Origin of the sequence: Henriciella sp. (assembly GCF_029937755.1) — a bacterium.
Taxonomy (GTDB): domain Bacteria; phylum Pseudomonadota; class Alphaproteobacteria; order Caulobacterales; family Hyphomonadaceae; genus Henriciella.
Genome location: NZ_JAPYPG010000003.1, coordinates 70,969 through 90,383 on the forward strand (window position 1 = coordinate 70,969; position 19,415 = coordinate 90,383).

General features: G+C 57.7%; 16 protein-coding genes. 10 read left to right on the forward strand and 6 right to left on the reverse strand.

The genetic code is table 11. The features are described from left to right. Window positions 1-15: 15 nt before the first annotated feature. Genes pyrE through rpoZ form a run of 3 tightly spaced genes read right to left on the reverse strand, consistent with a single transcriptional unit; the run spans window position 16 to window position 3,194 of the window. Window positions 16-597, reverse strand: coding sequence for an orotate phosphoribosyltransferase (pyrE, locus tag Q1K29_RS07990; protein WP_300393030.1), 582 nt, complete (start codon window positions 595-597; stop codon window positions 16-18). Further along, window positions 594-2,837: a bifunctional (p)ppGpp synthetase/guanosine-3',5'-bis(diphosphate) 3'-pyrophosphohydrolase gene (locus tag Q1K29_RS07995; RefSeq protein WP_300393033.1), complete on the reverse strand. Its 2,244-nt coding sequence runs from the start codon at window positions 2,835-2,837 to the stop codon at window positions 594-596. The genes pyrE and Q1K29_RS07995 overlap by 4 nt, the downstream gene beginning before the upstream one ends. Before the next feature lie 6 nt (window positions 2,838-2,843). Beyond that, the gene (rpoZ, locus tag Q1K29_RS08000) at window positions 2,844-3,194 is read right to left on the reverse strand and encodes a DNA-directed RNA polymerase subunit omega (protein ID WP_300393036.1); all 351 of its coding nucleotides are present in this window, start codon (window positions 3,192-3,194) and stop codon (window positions 2,844-2,846) included. Between the two features lie 132 nt (window positions 3,195-3,326). Here rpoZ and Q1K29_RS08005 point away from each other — a divergent pair, with 132 nt between their 5' ends. The 7 genes from Q1K29_RS08005 to Q1K29_RS08035 all read left to right on the forward strand — a co-directional run bounded on the left by Q1K29_RS08005 (window position 3,327) and on the right by Q1K29_RS08035 (window position 11,628). After that, on the forward strand, window positions 3,327-3,902 hold the full coding sequence (locus tag Q1K29_RS08005; protein WP_300393039.1) for an NYN domain-containing protein: 576 nt from the start codon (window positions 3,327-3,329) through the stop codon (window positions 3,900-3,902). Beyond that, a complete protein-coding gene (locus Q1K29_RS08010) occupies window positions 3,895-4,545 on the forward strand; it encodes a uracil-DNA glycosylase (RefSeq protein ID WP_300393042.1) in 651 nt (216 codons plus the stop codon). Before Q1K29_RS08005 ends, Q1K29_RS08010 begins: the two co-directional genes overlap by 8 nt. A 109-nt stretch (window positions 4,546-4,654) precedes the next feature. Beyond that, window positions 4,655-6,655, forward strand: coding sequence for a DNA topoisomerase IV subunit B (parE, locus tag Q1K29_RS08015; RefSeq protein ID WP_300393044.1), 2,001 nt, complete (start codon window positions 4,655-4,657; stop codon window positions 6,653-6,655). A 114-nt stretch (window positions 6,656-6,769) separates the two neighbouring features. After that, window positions 6,770-7,690, forward strand: a complete 921-nt coding sequence (locus Q1K29_RS08020) for a hypothetical protein (protein ID WP_300393047.1) — start codon at window positions 6,770-6,772, stop codon at window positions 7,688-7,690. Then, window positions 7,690-8,892 (forward strand): GNAT family N-acetyltransferase, encoded by a 1,203-nt coding sequence (locus Q1K29_RS08025; protein WP_300393050.1) that lies wholly within the window; start codon window positions 7,690-7,692, stop codon window positions 8,890-8,892. Before Q1K29_RS08020 ends, Q1K29_RS08025 begins: the two co-directional genes overlap by 1 nt. A gap of 55 nt (window positions 8,893-8,947) precedes the next feature. Then, entirely contained in the window at window positions 8,948-10,366 is a 1,419-nt protein-coding gene (locus Q1K29_RS08030) for an amidohydrolase (RefSeq protein WP_300393053.1), read from the forward strand. Beyond that, complete coding sequence (locus Q1K29_RS08035; RefSeq protein ID WP_300393055.1) at window positions 10,363-11,628, forward strand: amidohydrolase family protein; 1,266 nt, start codon at window positions 10,363-10,365, stop codon at window positions 11,626-11,628. The genes Q1K29_RS08030 and Q1K29_RS08035 overlap by 4 nt, the downstream gene beginning before the upstream one ends. A gap of 11 nt (window positions 11,629-11,639) precedes the next feature. On the opposite strand, the gene Q1K29_RS08040 is transcribed toward Q1K29_RS08035, so the two are convergent. Further along, a complete protein-coding gene (locus Q1K29_RS08040) occupies window positions 11,640-12,452 on the reverse strand; it encodes an NUDIX hydrolase (RefSeq protein WP_300393058.1) in 813 nt (270 codons plus the stop codon). A gap of 117 nt (window positions 12,453-12,569) precedes the next feature. Here Q1K29_RS08040 and Q1K29_RS08045 point away from each other — a divergent pair, with 117 nt between their 5' ends. Then, window positions 12,570-13,256 carry an EAL domain-containing protein gene (locus Q1K29_RS08045; RefSeq protein WP_300393061.1) on the forward strand — a complete coding sequence of 229 codons (687 nt, stop codon included), beginning with the start codon at window positions 12,570-12,572 and terminating at the stop codon, window positions 13,254-13,256. Here Q1K29_RS08045 and Q1K29_RS08050 read toward each other — a convergent pair. Next, window positions 13,253-14,428 (reverse strand): DUF2336 domain-containing protein, encoded by a 1,176-nt coding sequence (locus Q1K29_RS08050; RefSeq protein ID WP_300393063.1) that lies wholly within the window; start codon window positions 14,426-14,428, stop codon window positions 13,253-13,255. The two genes, Q1K29_RS08045 and Q1K29_RS08050, sit on opposite strands and share 4 nt — an antisense overlap. A 115-nt stretch (window positions 14,429-14,543) precedes the next feature. On the opposite strand from Q1K29_RS08050, the gene Q1K29_RS08055 reads away from it, so the two are divergent. Further along, complete coding sequence (locus tag Q1K29_RS08055; RefSeq protein WP_300393066.1) at window positions 14,544-15,761, forward strand: CaiB/BaiF CoA-transferase family protein; 1,218 nt, start codon at window positions 14,544-14,546, stop codon at window positions 15,759-15,761. Here Q1K29_RS08055 and Q1K29_RS08060 read toward each other — a convergent pair. Next, window positions 15,713-18,490, reverse strand: a complete 2,778-nt coding sequence (locus Q1K29_RS08060) for a M1 family metallopeptidase (RefSeq protein WP_300393069.1) — start codon at window positions 18,488-18,490, stop codon at window positions 15,713-15,715. The genes Q1K29_RS08055 and Q1K29_RS08060 overlap by 49 nt on opposite strands. 144 nt (window positions 18,491-18,634) lie before the next feature. Here Q1K29_RS08060 and xth point away from each other — a divergent pair, with 144 nt between their 5' ends. After that, window positions 18,635-19,414, forward strand: a complete 780-nt coding sequence (gene xth, locus Q1K29_RS08065; RefSeq protein WP_300393072.1) for an exodeoxyribonuclease III — start codon at window positions 18,635-18,637, stop codon at window positions 19,412-19,414. Window position 19,415 lies beyond the last annotated feature (1 nt).

Below are 19,415 nucleotides of genomic sequence, written 5' to 3' on the forward strand. Positions count from 1 at the left end.
GGAATTATCCTTGCGCTAGGCGAGCCCGCGACTGCCAGGCTTGGTGGCCGGTATCGCTTCGAGCTCCGGCGGCAAATCCGTCGGCGCGTAGTCGGGAAAATCGACCCTGGCCAGAGAAACCAGCTTGCAACCAACATCTGCTTTGCCGTTTGACCGGTCGATAACGCAGGAGCCGCCGACTACGGTCCCAGGCAAATCGTTCAGGGCTTCAACAGTTTCGCGGAATGACAAGCCGGTAGTCACGATGTCTTCGGCGATCAGGACGCGGTCACCTTCGTATATTGAGAACCCGCGCCGGAACGTTAGCTGTCCATCGACACGCTCCGCGAATATCGATCGGCACCCAAGCTGGCGGGCAAGCTCATATCCGGGAATGATGCCGCCAACCGCCGGTCCGGCAACAACGTCGATATCGCCGAACGTTTCTTTGACTCTTTCCGCTAGCGCAGCACAAAGCTTTGCTGACAATTCCGGTTGCGAAAAGACCAGAGCCTTTTGCAGAAAAACGGGGCTGCGACGGCCTGATGACAGGATGAAATGACCCTCAAGAAGTGCGCCTGCTTCGCGAAAAACTTCTAGCACCTCATCGCTGGTCAATTGGCAGCCTCCTCAATCCGATCAACGCTCTCCACGACAGCGAGCGCGCGCAATGCCGCCTTTATCTGCTCCAGATGGCGCAGGTCCTCAACCTCGATATCGAAGACGAGCTGAAGAAAATCCTGGGTCCGCTCGCCGGTTTCTACACGCGTGATATTTCCGCCCGCCTGCGCAATGGCTGAGCACTGGCTTGCCATGACACCGCGCTTGTTAACTGCACGCACATTGATGCGGCCGACCGCCACGACCCCCTGCCGGGCAACATCATTCCAGCGCAGATCGACCCAGAGGTCCGGCCGATCCTCATATTCGGCGACCTGTCGGCAGTAGATCGTATGAATGACCAGCCCCTTTTCCGGCTCTCGCAAGCCAATGATGCGGTCCCCAGGGATTGGATGGCAGCACTCACCGAGATGAAGCGTCACGCCTGGCGTCAGGTCTTCACCTGCAATCATGCGGCTAGCATGGCTGTCATCAAGCACGGTGCGGTCTGCCGGAATGGATTGCACCGGCTCATAGCCCGGAAAGACTGTGCGGATGAAATCCGCAGTGTCATACCGACCCCGTCCGATCGCTTCAGCAAGCGCCTCGGCGGTCTCGAAATCTGCGCGACGCGCAACACGCGGCAGATCCACCTCGAAGGGATCAAGCCCAGCCCTGCGCAGGTCACGGTCGATGAGCGTGCGCCCGAGCTTAACGAATTCAGCCTGCTCACGGTCACGGATTAGCCTGCGAATGGCCGAGCGTGCCCGGCCCGTAATCGTCAACGCTTCCCAGCCCACGACGGGGCGGGCTTCCTCGCGCCGAAGGATCTCGACTACATCGCCGTTCTTAAGAGGCGTGCGAAGCGTGCGTATAACGCCATTAATCTTGGCCCCATCACATGTGTCCCCTACGGCTGTATGAACCGCATACGCAAAATCTAACGGCATTGCTCCACCCGGCAGAATGATCAGCCGGCCTTTGGGGGTAAACGCAAAAACGTGCTCACGATACATTTCGAGCTTGGCATGCTCGAGAAATTCATCGGGCTCAGCACCGTCTGCAAGCAATTCACCGAAGGCACGCAAGTTCGCCCCGGGGTCCAGACCTGCCGCCTTGGATGATTCCAGGTCAAACCCGTATTCGCTATTCTTATAGGTCCAGTGTGCCGCAACGCCGCGCTCGGCCGTTTCGTCCATCGCTTCGGTGCGTATCTGAAGTTCGACCAGACGGTTGCCTGATGCCCGCACAGTGGTGTGCAGTGAGGCATAACCATTCGGCTTAGGAACCGAGATGAAGTCGCGAAACCGGTCCGGAAGACAGGCCCAAACCGTATGGAACGCGCCGAGCAGCCGGTAGCATTCTTCAACGTCTGAAACGATAATCCGAAAAGCAAAAATATCAGCGACGTCCCGGAAGGAGATCGATTTTTTCTCCAGCTTCCGCCAGATGGAATACGGCTGCTTGCGCCGCCCCTTTACGCGCGCCTCTATCCCCCTTTCAGCAACGATCTGTTTGATCGCAAACCGGATCCGCTCAAGGTCGTCTGCGTTCTCGGACGTGAGTTCCTCCAGCTTCTTGACGATACTGTCACGAGCTGCGGGATTAACATGATGGAAGGCCAGATCCTCAAGCTCCGAAGCGACGGCGTAAAGGCCAACCCGTCTGGCAAGAGGCGCGTAAATCTCCATCGTTTCGCCTGCGATCCGCAGGCGCGAGCTTTCCTTGGGCACAAAATGCAACGTCCGCATATTGTGCAGCCGGTCTGCCAGTTTAACGAGCAAGACGCGAACATCCTGAACCGTTGCGAGAATGAATTTCTGGAAGTTCTCGGCCTGCTTGGATTTTTCAGACTTGTAATCGAGTTTTCCGAGCTTCGTGACACCATCAACAAGCTCAGCCACATCGGTACCAAAGCGCTCGTCAATCTCAGCCAGCGATACGTCGCAGTCTTCAACCGTATCGTGGAGCAAGCCAGCCATGATGGTGCACTCATCCAGACGGATGACCGCAAGTAGCATGGCGACCTGGACGGGATGGGTATAATAGGGATCGCCGGACTGACGCAGTTGCTCGCCGTGTTTTTCTTTCGCGAAAGCATATGCGCCCGCAAGGCGTACACTATCCACATCCGGATGGTATGCCTTGACGGCGTTGATCAGATCGTCTGCGGTCGGAACGTCAGGCGGAGCGCCACTTTCGCGCCGCTCCATATTTGCGGGCGACCGGTCAGAAGTAGCTACGGTCGCACTTGCCATGCCAGCCTAGAACCTGTCGTCACGCCCCGATTCGAGCTCGGCCTGGTAAGCACGCATAACGTCTTCCTCGCTGGCAGCCGGAGCTGCCTCGAGAGCCGCCTTGTCAGCCTCGCGCTCTTCTTCCTCGCCCGGGCGAACTTCCTGAAGGTTGGCGATCAAACCCTCGCGGACGACATCAAGCGAAACGGAACGCTCCGCAATCTCACGAAGGGCAACGACAGGGTCCTTGTCGTTGTCACGATCCACAGTCAGCGGGGAGCCTTCACGGATCATACGGGCGCGCTGCGCGGCCACGAGAATGAGGTCAAACCGGTTCGGAACCTGCTCAATGCAGTCTTCAACAGTAACGCGTGCCATAGGGGAAATCTCCTGTAGCCGATTTTTATATGCGCTGCACCACAGCAATACAACCCGGCTTGTTGCCTGAAACGCAGTTCGCTCATAGGCTTACATGTATTCAGAGATCGATTTTGATGACGGATATATTTGATGGTTTTTTACAAAGACGAGCGCATTGCGCTTTTCATTGACGGCGCAGGCCTTTACGCAACGGCACGAGCACTGAATCTGGAGATCGATTTTCGCAAGCTGTTGAGTGAGTTCAGGGATCGCGGAAGACTTTTGCGCGCGAACTACTACACCACGATTGTCGAGAGCGACGAATACAGTCCCATCCGGCCGCTGGTCGACTGGCTCGCCTATAACGGCTTCAACGTGATCAAGAAGCCCGCGCGCGAGTTCACTGACCGCGAAGGACGTCGACGTGTCCGTGGCAACATGAACGTCGAACTCGCAATCGACCTACTGCAAACCGCCGAACATGTTGATCATATTGTTCTCTTCGCGGGCGAAGGAGATTTCCGGCAGGCTGTCGAAGCCGCCAAAGCCAAAGGCGCTCGTGTCACAGTGGTTTCTTCCATAAAGGGCCAAAGCCAGACAATGTCCGATGAGCTTCGGCGCGAAGCGGATGTGTTCATCGATCTTGCGGACATGGCGCAACTCATTGCACGCCCACGCCGCGATGTTGAAAGCTCAGACAACAACCAAGAGGACGACTATGACTGAGGCCCGGCTCAAGCCGCCCGAAGCGCCTGTAAATTGCCCTCTTTGTCCGCGACTGGTCGCCTATCGAAAAGAGAATGACGAGAAGCATCCCGATTGGTTCAATGGGGCCGTGCCTTCTTTTGGCGATGAAACGGCAAAACTTCTCGTTATCGGGCTGGCGCCCGGCGTAACCGGTGCGAACAAGACCGGACGCCCATTTACCGGCGACTGGGCAGGAGATTTGCTGTACGCGACATTACAGAAATTCGGCTTTTCGGAAGGTACGTACCAGGCGCATCCCGATGACGGGCTTCGCCTCAAGCGGGCAATGATCACGAATGCCGTGCGCTGTGTACCTCCTGCTAACAAACCTGTGGGGGCTGAAATCAATGAATGCAGACCATTCCTTGTGTCGCGGATTAAGGCACTGCCCCGCCTGAAGGTGCTGCTGTGCCTGGGAAAGATTGCCCATGACTCAACGGTCCGGGGACTCGGTCTGAAATTGAAAGACCACCCATTCGGTCACGGCAGCGAATACACGGTGCAAGATGGCCTGATCCTGCTCTCAAGTTATCACTGCTCGCGCTACAATACGAATACCGGTCGCCTGACAACTGAAATGTTCGAAACCGTTTTCGCTCGCGCGAAAGATATCATTGCCTGAAACCGAGACTCTTGTGAGTTTCCGAGAGGGTTAACGCGCCATTAATAGCTTCCACATGTCATTGAGGCTCGTATCAATCCGGTGAGTCGGTCTAGACGGAGTCCCTTCGATGGCAGCCCACAACCAAGCGCAACTGTTCGACAACATGACCCCAGACCAATCCGGATATTCTGCAAAGGACATCGAGGTCCTCGAGGGCCTGGAGCCCGTCCGCAAACGCCCCGGCATGTATATTGGCGGCACGGATGAGCGCGCCTATCATCACCTGTTCGCAGAGATTCTCGACAATGCCATGGACGAAGCGGTGGCGGGCCATGCCAACCGCATCGAAGTGCACCTTGCAGAGGATGGTTATCTCACCGTTGTCGATAACGGCCGGGGCATTCCCGTTGATCCGCACCCAAAATTTCCGAACAAGTCAGCACTAGAAGTCATCATGACGACGCTCCACTCCGGGGGCAAATTTTCAAACAAGGCCTACGCAACAGCAGGTGGCCTGCATGGCGTTGGCATTTCTGTCGTGAATGCGCTGTCGGAACGTGTGGATGTCGAGGTGGCGCGCGATAAAAAGCTTTACGTCCAATCTTTTGAACGCGGCAAGGTAACCGGCCCGGTCGAGCTTGCCGGCGCGGCGCCCAATCGTCGAGGCACATCAGTTCGCTTCAAGCCAGATGTGGAAATCTTTGGCGAAAAACTGCGCTTCCGTCCAGCCCGTCTTTTCCAGATGGCACGATCCAAGGCCTACCTTTATCGTGGCGTGGAAGTTCGCTGGAGCTGCGCCCCGGAACTACTTCCGGAAGACTCGAAGATCCCCGATGAAGCGGTTCTCACTTACCCGAATGGACTCGCTGACCAGCTGGATGAAGTCTTCAAGGGCAAAGACACGATTACGGCAGAATCCTTTTCCGGTCTCGTGGAAACCGAAGAAGGCAAGGTCGAGTGGGCGATTGCATGGACCGCTTCAGGCTTTGGGGAGGCCGATGGTTTCTCACGTTCATACTGCAACACCATCCCGACGCCGGACGGCGGGACCCACGAAGCCGGTCTTCGCTCGGCGATCACCAAGGGGCTTCGCAATTACGGTGAGCTGACCGGTCAGAAAAAAGCTTCAACCGTTACCGCTGACGATGTCATGTCGTATGCTGGCATTCTTCTTTCGGTGTTCATTGGCAACCCGGAATTCGTCGGCCAGACGAAGGACAAGCTCTCCACGACTGCGGCTTTCCGTCTTGTCGAGAATGCCGTTCGCGACCGTTTTGACCATTGGCTGGCAGCCAGCCCGAAAGAATCCGACAAACTGCTAAACTGGGCCATGGAACGCGCTGAGGAACGTGCCCGTCGGCGCAAGGCGAAGGATGTTCAGCGCAAGTCCGCCACCAAGAAGCTTCGCCTTCCGGGCAAGCTCGCCGATTGTTCAGCAAATGGTCCGGAAAGCACAGAACTCTTTATCGTTGAGGGCGACTCGGCTGGTGGCTCCGCCAAGCAGGCGCGCGACCGGAAGACCCAGGCCATCCTGCCGCTGCGTGGCAAAATCCTGAACGTTGCCTCTGCCTCCGACGATAAACTTGAAAAGAATCAGGAGCTCTCAGACCTGATGCTGGCGCTCGGCACTGGCCTGAAGACGCGCTTCAGCATAGACGACCTGCGCTATGAGCGCGTCATTATCATGACAGATGCCGACGTCGATGGGGCCCACATCGCATCGCTGCTTATTACTTTCTTCTATCAAATGACGCCGGGACTAATCGAAAGCGGACGGCTCTATCTCGCCATGCCACCGCTCTACCGTCTGAGCTACAAGGGCAAGTCCGTCTACGCCATGGATGACCAGAGCAAGGCTGAGCTCATGCAAAAAGAGTTCAAGCCTAACCAGAAGGTCGAGGTTGGACGGTTCAAAGGTCTTGGCGAGATGAACCCAGCTCACCTGAAAGAGACCACGATGGATCCCAAAACACGCACACTGGCGCGGATCACCCTGCCGGACTCGATGGATGAGCTAACAGAGCTGCGGCCAGCAGAACTCATCGATACCTTGATGGGAAAAAAGGCCGAACACCGGTTCCGCTTCATCCAGGAAAATGCTCACTTCGCGGACGATCTCGATATCTAGATAACCGCTTCCGCAGGACACGGTCCGGAATTTGCGCGCCTGACACGCGAACCTTCAACTTTCGCCCCATAGAATGGGCGAATGCAAGGAAAGCGTTTCAGGACGGGACATATCATGGCGGTCGACTGGCAAAACGATATCCGCAAGACATTTGGTAACGCCATCCATCAGGCAAACCACACCCTCCACAAGTCTCCAGCGTTCTGCGATGCCTCCCTAGCAGCATTGCTCGATGCGTATCCGCGCGACCAGCTCGGCATCTGGACGTTCGCAAAGCACGGCGAGGGCGATGAAGCGCCAATCCGGGGCGTTGCTCCCGACCTGTCCGGGGAAGAACTTCTGGCAGCTGTTCGCGACGGACGTATTTGGCTGAATCTGCGCGCTACAAACCAGCGGGTCGAAAATTATGCCGCGATTGGCGAGCAGATCTTCGATACGCTGCAGGACGCAGGCGGGCACAAGGTCTTCAAGCGCGATATGGGCGTTCTGATTTCCTCACCCGGTGTTAACGTCCACTATCATCTAGACATTCCAATGGTTGCCCTGCTGCAGATCCGCGGTGAAAAAACCGTTTGGATCTATCCCGCGTCGGAACAGTTCGCCCCCAGTGAAAAAGTAGAATCAATTGCGCTGCGACAGCAGGAAGAGGGGCTGCCCTTCCGTAACGAATTCGAGAGCGAGGCAGTAGAAATCCAGCTCAAGCCCGGTATGGCCCTCACCTGGCCCCAAGCCGCGCCGCACCGCGTACAAAACGGAAGCATGTTGAACGTATCGCTGTCGTGTGAATTCATGACCGTTCCTGCTCTCCTCAGGGCAAATGCCTTTTATGCGAATGGTCGTTTGCGTCGTGATTTCGGTGCGCGTCCAGAGCGCCCAGACAAACTCGGCGCACAGGTCTTCGGCAAAGCTCTGTTTGCCCGGCTCCTCAAAACAACCGAAAAAAAGCAGGTTAAAAAAGCACCCACTGCTCCAAGCTTCGTGGTGGACCTGAGTGCGGAGAACTGCACGAGACCGATCAAGGAGCCGGCCCTTTGATGACAAAGCCGGCACCTTCCCATGTAAACGAATGGTCAGCTATCGCATTCAAGTACGAAGACCTGTCAGCGACAGATCTCGATGCGTGGCGGAGCCTCTGCCGCCAGCATGCTGATTACGACAGCGCCCTTCTCACCCCCGAATTTACTTATGTCATTGCCGGCATCCGCCAGGATGTCCGCGTCGTACTGGTGCGTAAGGGCGATGCTATCAAAGCAGTGCTCCCCATTCACCTTAGACCGGACGGACTCGCAAGACCTTTGGGGACGCCGTTTGCGGATTATACGGGGCCGGTCCGCACTGTCGACTGTGAACTCTCCCTTTCGGATATGCTCGCCGCGGCCGGAATCGCAGCCTTCTCGACCAATGCCATGCCGGACCCTTGGGGACTCATGGAGGGCCCAGTCGAACCAAGTGGCAAGACTGACAGTCACGTCATCCGAGTCGATACTTCAAATCCTCAGGACCTGATAGAGGAGCAAAGGTCAAAGCACTCGAAGCGTTTCAAGAATTTCCGCCGGCTACGTAATCAGCTCGAACGCGAGGCTGGAACGCTACGCTTTGACTGGGGCGCTCCCGACACTGCCACCCTCGCAACGCTGCTTGAATACAAGCGGGCGCAGTTCAGGCAAACCGGTCTTGTCGATCTCACTTCGGCAACCCAGTCCCGTCAAATGCTGGATGCCGTCGCACTCAGCCCCTACGCGTTCCACACTGCATTGTGGCTCGGCGACACCCTCATCAGCGGTCATTTCGGCATTCGGGTTGCGACATCGTTCCATCCATGGATTGCCGCGTTCAATCCAGCATTCCGTCATTTTTCTCCTGGCAATCTCCTGCTGATGAGTGTGCTTGAGACAATGCAGGACATGGGCCTTGAAACCTACGACCTCGCGAATGGCCACGATCACTACAAGAAATACTTCTCGAATGCTGACCGGCCCGTTCAGCCCGCCTGGGCCACCGGTAAGGGGATCGGGGCGCTGCGACAGAAGCTGAACAGACGTGTCTGGCAACTTGTTGGCGCTGATGCCGACAACTCCGCCACTGGCCGCCTGAAGCGGCGTATAGATCAGATCGCGGTTAGCGAATTTGGCGCTGTCTCCCGGTTGCGGCAGTTTGGGTATGCTGTTCTGGCCCGTTCTCTTCCCAAGAAAGTCAACCAGAACAATTCTGCTGAGAATCTGCCAGCCCGCCATTGAAACTAGTCGCGAACCGCGCACTATTCCGGCAAGTATTGCTGGCAGAGGGGCCTCAATGAAACATGCCTTGCGGATCGCTGGCGCTGCGGTGTTGCTAATGAGCGCAGCCGCGTGCGGTGGAAACGATTCTGAAAACGACAAAAGCAACCAAAACCAGGAAGCGGCCTTCAACAAGGACCCTTACCCGTCAACTTACGAGCCGTATCCTTCCAATCCGATCTTGCTTCAAGACGCTACCGTCTATGATGGCCTTGGCAGTGTTTTTGAGCATTACGATGTGCTGCTGCGGGATGGAAACATCGCCGAACTCGGCGAGAACCTCGAGGTTAGCGACGATGTCGAAGTGATCGATGCTTCAGACAAGGTCGTGACACCGGGCATCATCGACAATCACTCCCATCTCGGCGTCTATCCCTCTCCGAGTGTCAGCTCTCTGCAGGACGGCAACGAGATCTCTGCGCCCGTTACAGCAGAGGTCTGGGCCGAGCATGGCGCCTGGCCCCAGGACCCCGGCTTTACCCGGGCACTGGCTGGTGGCGTCACCTCGCTGCAGATTTTGCCTGGCTCCGCCAACCTTTTCGGCGGACGGGGCGTCATTGTGAAGAACGTCCTTTCCCGAACGGTCCAGGGCATGAAGTTTCCTGACGCGCCCTACACATTGAAGATGGCGTGCGGCGAGAATCCTAAAAGGGTCTATGGCTATGGTGGCGGCCGCTTTCCGGGCGGTTCCCCCTATTCCCGTATGGGTAACCTGGCTGGATACCGCTCTTCCTGGATCCAGGCGCAGGAATACAAGCGCAAATGGGACAAGTGGGAAGACGAGGGCGGCGACATGCCAACCCGCGACCTTGAGCTGGACACCCTGAAGGGTGTTCTCGATGGCGATATCCTTGTCCATATGCACTGCTACCGTGCCGACGAAATGGCCCAGATCATCGATATGTCGAAAGAGTTCGGCTACAAGATCACCGCATTTCATCACGCAGTCGAAAGCTACAAGATTGCCGACAAGCTGGCTGAGGAAGAAATCTGTTCTTCCATGTGGGCAGACTGGTGGGGCTTCAAAATGGAAGCTTATGACGGCATTCGGGAGAATATTCCGCTCGTGCATCAGGCCGGCGCCTGCGCCATTGTCCACTCCGACAGCGATATCGGGATCCAGCGCCTGAACCAAGAAGCTGCGAAGGCTCTTGCCGACGGCAGGAGGGTCGGGATCGACATTTCAAAAGCTGACGCCTGGACCTGGTTATCTGCCAATCCAGCAAAATCGCTGGGCATCTTTGACCAAACCGGCTCATTGGAGGCGGGCAAGGATGCTGATGTTGTCGTCTGGTCTGGCGATCCATTCAGCGTCTATTCGCAAGCCGAAAAGGTCTATGTCGACGGCGCGTTGATGTTCGACCGTGACAATCCGGACTTCAATCCCGTTACCGACTTCGAACTTGGCCAGCCTGGTGAAGGAGACATGAAATGATCAGGACCTTTCTATCTGCCTGTGTCGCCACCGCCTGCATCGCCGTTATGGCTGAAGCTCAGACAGTCGCAGTTACCAATGCGAAGCTGTGGACCGGGGAAGAACTTGTCGAGGGGGCCACTGTCGTCATCCGTGATGGAAAGGTGACGGCTGCAGGCGACGAGGCCTCAGTACCCTCGGGTGTCGAGGCTATAGATGCTGAAGGCGCCTGGGTCACGCCCGGCATCTTTTCGGCGTTCAGTCGTGTAGGCATCGTTGAAGTCGGTGCTGAGGACACCACCAATGACACGGCCGCTCCAATGTCGACCTTTGGGCCGGCCCTGCAGCTTTCCGATGCATTCAATCCCTTGGCCACGACCGTTCCGGTCACGCGGACTGAAGGCGTTACGCGGATAGCGGTCGCTCCGGGATTCGGCTCATCCATGTTCGCTGGGCAGGGTTTTATCGCCGATACGTCAGGCGAACCGGATTCCATTACCGAAGAAAAGGCCTTCACATTCATCAATCTCGGTGAAGGCGGTGCCGGCCTCACCGGAGGATCACGCGCTGCCGCCTGGGCGACCTTGCGAGCTGCCCTCGCTGACGCGCGTACATTCCCTGCCCGCTATATTGCTTCCGATGAAGGCGATGCGCTTGGCCGTCTGGATGCTCAGGCCCTCGCTCCGGCTGCCCGCGGCGACCAGCTCATTCTTGTCGCCGTTGACCGCGCTAGTGACATCCGGAAGGTTATCGATCTCAAAAATGACAACCAGGCTCTCAACATTGCTCTGGTGAGTGCTCGTGAGGGCTGGATGATCGCCGAAGACCTCGCAGAGGCCGGCATTCCAGTCATTCTCGACCCTTATGCGAACCTGCCCAGCCGATTCGAAGCGCTCGGCTCAACACAAAAGAACGCCGAACGCCTCATCGAGGCTGGTGTGAATGTGGCTATTGCCTATTTCGACGATGACAGTCACCAGGCCCGTCTGGTTCTGCAGGCTGCGGGAAATGCTGTTGCCAATGGCGTGTCTCACGAAGACGCTATGCGCGCGATTACATCTGCCCCTGCCACTATCTACGGGCTCGATGACATAGGAACGCTGGAGACCGGAAGCGTGGGCGATCTGGTGATCTGGGACGGAGATCCCCTCGAAGTCATGAGCGCGCCGACGCACGTCTATGTCAATGGCGTCGAACAATCGCTTGAAAGCCGGCAAACAAAGCTTCGTGACCGGTATCTGTCACTCGATGAGAGCGAGCGGCCGATGGGCTTCAAGCGCTAGGCATCCTGTAGCTAGCGCTTGGCAACGTTGGCCACGCGTTCGAGTGGTTCCGTTGTTTGCATGTACCCTGCTTCGGCAGGTATGTGCAGACACGGGTTGCCCCTTTCATCCTTTCCCACCAACGGAAGGACCGTGACCACACCCTCAGATTTGAACCGGTTAATCGCTGTCGGAACGCTCTGGCACTCGGCAAGTTTTCCCAGGTTCATACGGGTCGGAAAGATAATGGTGGCCTCTCCGGCATCGGCCATGTCCAACGCCAGCTGTGGCGAGAGCCACGCCGTCTCCGTGGTTTCGCGGCCATCATGGCTCGCAAGCTGCTCCGGTGGTGTCGGCGCCAGATAGAAATGCGTATCGAAGCGCTTTGGCATCATGTCGGGCGTGATCCAGTGACCGAAGTGTACGAGCGTATCCAGCGCCAGGACGAGCCCGTTGTCCCGAAGGAGTTCGACAAAGCTTGCTTCACGCCGATCAATTGGACCTCGATGAGGTTCCAGCTTCTGGGCAATGTCAGCACCAACCAGCGCCTGGCCTTCACCGCGCTTCGATTTGGGACGAGCGAGGAGCACGCCGGATTCCTCAAATGCTTCACGGATTGCGGCCACGCGTGCAGCAAGTTCAGCCCCCTCGAAGTCTCCGTCGGTAAGCTCGTTCCAGTCTTCGACGGCATCTTCTTCATGTGTTTTTCCACCCGGGAACACCAGGGCTCCGGCTGCGAAATCGATCTCGTAGTGGCGCTTGACCATCAGGACCTGAAGGTCTGGCGCATCCCGAAGCAGCAGTATTGTCGCGGACAGCTTCGGCTCCGCAGCGTTCTGGCTCAAATCATTCCTCCCAAACTTCTGGAAAATTTGAAGAAAATCTGGCGTTCATCGTGCGCCTGATTTCAACCTTGTTCCAGTAGGTTTTCTTTTCCCGACAATCACAGAGACAGGTGAGACATGCAACACGCCAGAATGCGCGTTCAATCGACCGGAACGATCACAGAGGCCACACGCCTCCTGCGGTTTGAGCCGGTGGTCCATCTTGTCAAAGGCGATGTGGTTTGCGCCACTGCCGAGTCGTCCAGGCGTTTCGAAGAATTCGCGGCGTTTGGACCGTCGGGACTTGTTTCCGAGGCCGAGAGCCCGGCCAAGTGGCTCGCCAACACGATCGAGGATCTGGCCGTACGCGCCCGCGTGACTGACATGGATGTTCGCCCGATCCACATCGAAGCGCCCGTTGCCGCCATGATGCATCCAGACACACCAGCGGCTTGCGAGGCGGCTGCAGCGCGCTCGCGCCTGCTTCCGCAAGAGATCTGCATCGAGGTAAGCGATGCTTCCCTCGCCCAGTCAAAACGGGACGTGACCCGCAGCATCGAAGCGCTGCGCCGCCGCGGCTTCCGTCTCGGGGTCATCGCCACACGATCCTGGAATACGCCGCTGGATACCGCGCTACGCCTGATGCTGGATACCGTCCGCGTCGATGCCCGAAACCTCTTCCGTGAAGACGACCTGATGAAGCGGGTTGAGGCAGCTGTCGCCTGCGGCATGTCCGTAATTGCAGAAAGAGCTCGCTACCGTGACGGGTATGAGCTGGCTGAAATCGGCGTTGAACTGGCCCTGCGCCCGACGTCGGACGCCTAGCCGTTGCTGATGTAGCGCCCGGGTTCCTCTGCCGCCTCTTCCTGTGCGTCAGCCTGCTCTGAATAGATATCGAGTTTCTCAAGAAGATAGTCGAGGTCGTCCTTCGGGATGGCCTGGAACTGCGTCAGCACGCGTTCGATCATACGCGAACGGAACCGTGCCTTGTCATTCGCACCACCATCCAGCTCCGTCTCATGGAAGACGGTTACGGCAGCCTTGAAGGCCGGTAGCAGCTTGCGCGGCAAGCCGGCACGATCGAAAACGGCGGCAAGGCCCCGCGGCCCAGCATCATGGACCATCATCCAGACACGATTGTGAGGTACGCCGGACAGCACTGCCAGAGCGTGCTCGACAAATTTCATATGACCAACGCAAAGCGCTCGCATGATAAGCGAATAAGTGAGCCGGCCATTCAGATCGAGCTGGTGGACAAATTGCTCCATGTCATGCGTGCGATCCGCCTGCTCGACGAGGTCGATTGTTGCACGCTCACGGGCACCAGCGGCCAGATCAATCGCCACCTGCGCCGGCAGTTCGTGTTTATTGACCAGCAGGTCAAAGGTCTGTCCCGAGACCAGCGAGACCAGCTTCTCAGCGATATGAACCGGGATTTGTTCGCGGCTGATCAGACCTTCCTTGATATCTTCATTATCCGCAAATCGACGAAGGGAATGCTCGTATGCCGCGTTTGTCCATGAAGCCCCACGGTTACGGGACAAAACACTCACGGCCTCGGCGGCGCCATGTTCGGCGATGAGCGATGTAAGCTCTGGATTTACGGTTTCCCGCCCGGCAATAGCGGCCTGTTTCGGTGGGGTAACGGCAAGTACTAGCTCGATCAGGTCGTCGTCCGTGAAGGCCGGGGAGAACTCCAGCACTGGCAGGGCAACTGCCTCGATATCCTGAGCAAGGCGAAGCGCCACATCCCTTGGCAAACGGGGTGAGTTCTTAAGAGTCACCGAAAGGGTCCTGCGCACGAGGTCGGCAGCGTCCTCAGCGAGAATCTTGATGATCTCCTCAGCATGCAGGCGTTCGGCATCCGTTAACGGGTCGGCTGCGATGCGCCGGCAAAGACGATGCGCTATGCCAGCGCGCTCTTCAGAGGTTTCGCCCCGCATCAGGCGTTCGATGTCACCTTCAGAGAGATGCGGACGCATTGTTGCTATACCCATGGGGAAAGGGCCTCTCTTGTGCCAGAATCTATTTTGCAAGAATTGCAAACTGCCGGTTAATTTCCGGTTTACCAATGGGGCGCTTACAGCCCGAAAACAGCGTGAGGGCGACGGAATGCTGGAAGGCATCAGGGTTATAGAATACGCAACATACATGGCCGCACCCGGGGCCGGCAGCATACTCAGCGACTGGGGCGCCGACGTCATCAAGATCGAACCTCCGGGCGGCGACCCAATCCGCAAGTTCTTCCGCACGCTAGGCACGGACATCCAGGACAACCCCGTCTTCGATTTTGACAATCGCGGCAAGAAGTCCGTTGCCCTCGACACCAGTACCGACGAGGGCAAGGCAATCCTGCGAGAACTGGCCGAAAGCGCCGACGTGTTTCTCACAAATGTACGTCCGGGCGGGCTTGAGCGCTCCGGACTGGGCTATGAACAACTCAAATCCGTAAACCCCAAGCTCGTCTATTGTAGCCTCACCGGCTACGGCCTCGACGGACCTGACGCCGATAAACCCGGCTTCGATGTCGCGAGCTTCTGGGCACGCTCTGGCGTCGCGAGAGCAACCATTCCCAAAGGCGGCGAACCCTTTCCCTGCCGAACCGCTTTTGGCGATCACACGACGAGCATTGCCGCTGCAGCGGGCATCTGCGCGGCGCTGGTCGAGGCGGGAAAGACCGGAAAGGGACGGCTTGTCGAAGCATCCCTTCTGAGAACGGCCCTTTTCACGATTGGCTCCGATTTCGCCATCCAGCTTTTCTTCGGACGTCTCGGCTCAACGAAAGCCCGTCATGAACAGACCGTCCCCATCATGAACTTCTTCATGACCAAGGACGAACACTGGCTCTGCATCGTCGCCCGTCAGGGGGAATCGGACTGGGCGCCCATATGCCGTGTCATCGGCCGGGAAGACCTGATCGATGACGAGCGCTTCAACTCGGCGAAGGCGCGGCGCAAAAACTCGAAAGCCTGCGTCGACATCCTGGATGACGGCTTCGGAAAGTTGACCCGTGAAGAAGCTGCCGCCCGGCTGGATAAACACTCCATCGCCTGGTCGCCTGTCCAGACGCTTGCAGAAGCCGCCGAGGACGAGCAGGTAAAAGCGGCGGGCGGGATCGTGGATGTGCCGTCTTCAGCCGGCGACGGCTCGACCTTTGCTTCACCCGCCTCCCCCGTGCGCTTTCCTGGGGCTGATGATGGTCCCAAAGGACCGGCACCGCGTTTCGGCGAGCATACGCGCGAAGTCCTGGCTTCGCTTGGGCGTAGCGAACGCGACGTCGCTCAGTTGCTGGAAGACGGCGTCGTCTCGGAAGGCTCGGCTTCCGCCTGAGCTTCATTTATTGCCGGGTCCCGTTCCTCCGGAGCAAACCGGGCGAAATAGGTTTGAACCTCACCGGCCTTTGCCTGGCGAAACGCTATGCAGAGGTCGATGCGCTCGGTCGCCTCCGACAGCGCGCGCTCATGCCCGGGTGCGAGCGTCCCGTAAAGCTCGAAAAGGGTCTCCAGCTCTTCCCGGCCTTTTGTTGAGCAGAGGTCTGAAGCCAAACGAGGTGTGGAGCGAGGCCGCTGGCCCGGAATGACCTTCAGGAACTCTGCAAAGTTCATCTGCAGCCAGTCCCACGTGCTTTCTCGCGTTTCAGCTTCGTCCATCTGACCAGAAATAATTCTGTAATTCTCACGGGTTCCGAGCCGGCCGGACATTGTCAGATTCAGAATCTCATCCAGCAGGGCCGGGTCCTTGTTCTGCCCGATGGCATAGGCAGCAGCCTGCTCAAAATTTGGGTCATCAATAACTTCCATGCTGTGAAGCAACGCCGGCAGAAAGTTCGCACTATCCTCCTGCATACCGATGGCCAGAGCGGTCGAAAAATCATCACTTGTCAGGACTCTGGAAGCCCCTGAGGTTTCGAGCCCCACATAGTCTCGCGCAGCATTCGAAAACTCCTCACGCAAGGTTGCATCGTTTCCCTGCCTCGCCAGAAAAGCCTCGAGGCGCTGGCGAAGAATACGATCATTCTCATCGTCAGATGCGGCAAGCGCTTCAAGCCGGGGACGAAAGACCCTCGCAATCTCGGCTTCAAGCCCCGCCTTGGCGTCGGTATCGCCATGAGCAAGCGGCACGAGCGTGCGATAGGCTTTCATTGCCTCTGTCACGACCTGGTTTTCGGGCCGGCGGGCGCCTGCTTCAATGATGGCCATGAGGGAAGCCAGCGTAATCTCCCCAGCCTCATAACTGGCCATGGCACTGTCGACAGCTGTCAGAGCCTCGCCGCCATCGAGCAGTGGGAAATTTACCGCCAAGGTCGCCCACTGGGGATCTTCCAGCGAGAAACGCCAATAGCCCTTACCGCCTGCGTTCGGCATGATCCACGCCGGACAGCTTGCCTCTTGGCCTAATGAAAGGGTCGTATTCCGACCGTTGATCATCTTGCAGTATCGCGCTGTTTCCTCCTCGCGGCCTGCAGTCAGGCAAAAGGGGATAGTCCACTGGCGCGCTTCAGAGATCGGGCTGCCAAGTGGCTTGTAACGATGCTGAGACAACGCCACGGACGGCGAACCGCTTTCCGGACAGGACAGATCTGCCGTGATCACGGGCAAACCCGACCGCTCAACGAAGCTCCGAAAGGCCTTCGTCAGGTCAGGTTCATCGGTCTCCTGTCCGATCACGTCAAAGAAATCGGGGCTATCCGCAACACCGTCTTCGAAGCGTTGAATATAGCGACCGAGAGCGGGCCGGAATGTCTCGGCTCCAAAATAGGAATCGACCATCGCGATCACCGCCAGCCCTTTGTCATAGGTGATCGAGTCATAGGCGTTCCGGATATCCTCATTGAGGGTGATGGGTTCGCGAACTGCTCGCGCGCTCGCCAGGCTGTCGAGGTTCATCGCATCAATCGCATCAGCAACGGAATCAAGTTCATAGCCCCCCTCTGGTTCAATTTCTGACAGTACGATTCCCGTAGCCCAGCTGGAGAAAGCTTCCTTGAGCCAGAGATCATCCCACCAGGGCGGCGTCACCAGATCACCGAACCACATGTGCGCCAGCTCATGGCTATGAATACTCAACAGCGCCCGGCGGGCGGCCGGGCCGCTATTCTCACCATAGAGGATACGGCTCTCACGGTAGGTGATCGCTGCGGCCAGCTCCGTCGCTCCGCTCGGCCATTGAGGCGCCGCGACAATATCAAGCTTTTTGTACGGATAGGGCACGCCAAGCGACGTCTCGAAGAATTCAATCATGGGCTCTGTCATGAGCAGCGCATAGGACAGGTCATCGCCCTTTCCGGCTCGCGTATAGCCCGTCAGCGGGATTGAGACATCGCGCACCTCATTTGGCACAAGCGCTGGTGCCTCGACTTTCTCGAACGTGCCCACTGCAAGCGACAGAAGATAGGTCGGAAGCGGTCTGGTGCGGTCGAACTCAATCCGCACCTTCCCGTCTTCGACTACGTTTCGGGATGCTTCCGGTGTATTCGTGATCGCGGTATCGCTCTCCGGGATGGTCAGGATAATGTCGAACGGCGCCTTGAATCTCGGCTCGTCGAAACCCGGCATGAAGCGCCGGGCCTGAATGCTTTCAGACTTGGCCAGCGCGTAAGCATTACCCTGCTCATCCACCCGGAAAAGCCCCGACAGATTGACGTCGAAAGGCGCTGCATAATCGATAGCGACCGTTACAGGACCTGGCCCCAGGCGCCGCGGAAATCCGATCCATGCCACGCCAGATTTCAACACGTCCCGCCATATACCGTCTTCTGGCTCCATGTTGGGCGTCGAGATTGTCACCTCTCTGATCTCAAGCCCCTGCCCATGCAACCATACGCCCGTAGCAGCACGATCGAGGTCGAGATCAATCGTAACTTTGCCGCCAAAGCGTGACTCACGCGGGTCGATCCGGAGATCGAGCTCGTAAGCCGTCGGCTTCACCCCTTCCGGGAGCGGCCCGCGCGGTGCCATCGTGTAGAGTTCCGAGAGGTCAGGCTGACGAGGCTGAGGGGTCGGCCCGCACGCTGTAACAAGCAGTGCAAAACAGCTTATCAGGCCGGCAAGACGCTTCATCGAATCCTCTCTCAGACAATTAACTCAGGAGATAGCGGATTCAGGGAAGCCACGTCACCCTCAGGCCCTACGGGAACTATGCGTCTGCTGCGATTTTACAACACGACGATGGTCTGAGCGGGGAATCCTGCCTATAGGAACACCATGAAGATTGCGACTTGGAACGTAAACTCCATAAAGGCACGCCTCCCCATGGTGCTGGAGGTGCTCAAGACCATCGATTGCGACGTGGTCTGCCTGCAGGAGATTAAGTGCGAGACCGATGCCTTCCCCTACATGGAGATCGAAGAGCTCGGCTATAATTGTGCCGTGCACGGGCAGAAGACCTATAACGGTGTCGCCCTGCTCTCTCGCCATCCTCTCGAGGACATCGTCAAAGGCCTGCCCGAGAACGAAGGAGACGATCAGGCACGCTATGTCGAAGCGCTGGTCCTTGCGGACCGGCCAGTTCGTGTCGGCGCGCTCTATTTGCCGAACGGCAATCCGGCCCCGGGCGACAAGTATGACTACAAGCTGTCCTGGATGAATCGCCTGCTCACCCATGCCGAGGCGCAGTTGAAACTCGAAGAGCCCTTTGTGCTCGCAGGCGATTACAATGTCATTCCGCGCGATGAGGATTGTTGGGACATTGCGGTCTGGCGCGACGACGCGTTGGCCTTGCCTGAGACCCGGGCTGCATTCCGGAAACTGAAATGGCTTGGCTTGACGGAAGCCTATGAGGCCACCGACGGCCGGGCGCACGAATACTCGTTCTGGGATTATCAGGGCGGCGCCTGGCAGAAAGGGCACGGCATCCGGATCGATCACCTGCTCCTGTCACCGCAAGCAGCCGACCGGCTTGAAAAGGTAGAGATTTTCAAGAAGGCCCGTGAGATGGAAAAGCCGTCCGATCATGTGCCCGTGATTGCCGAGTTGGCTGACTGAC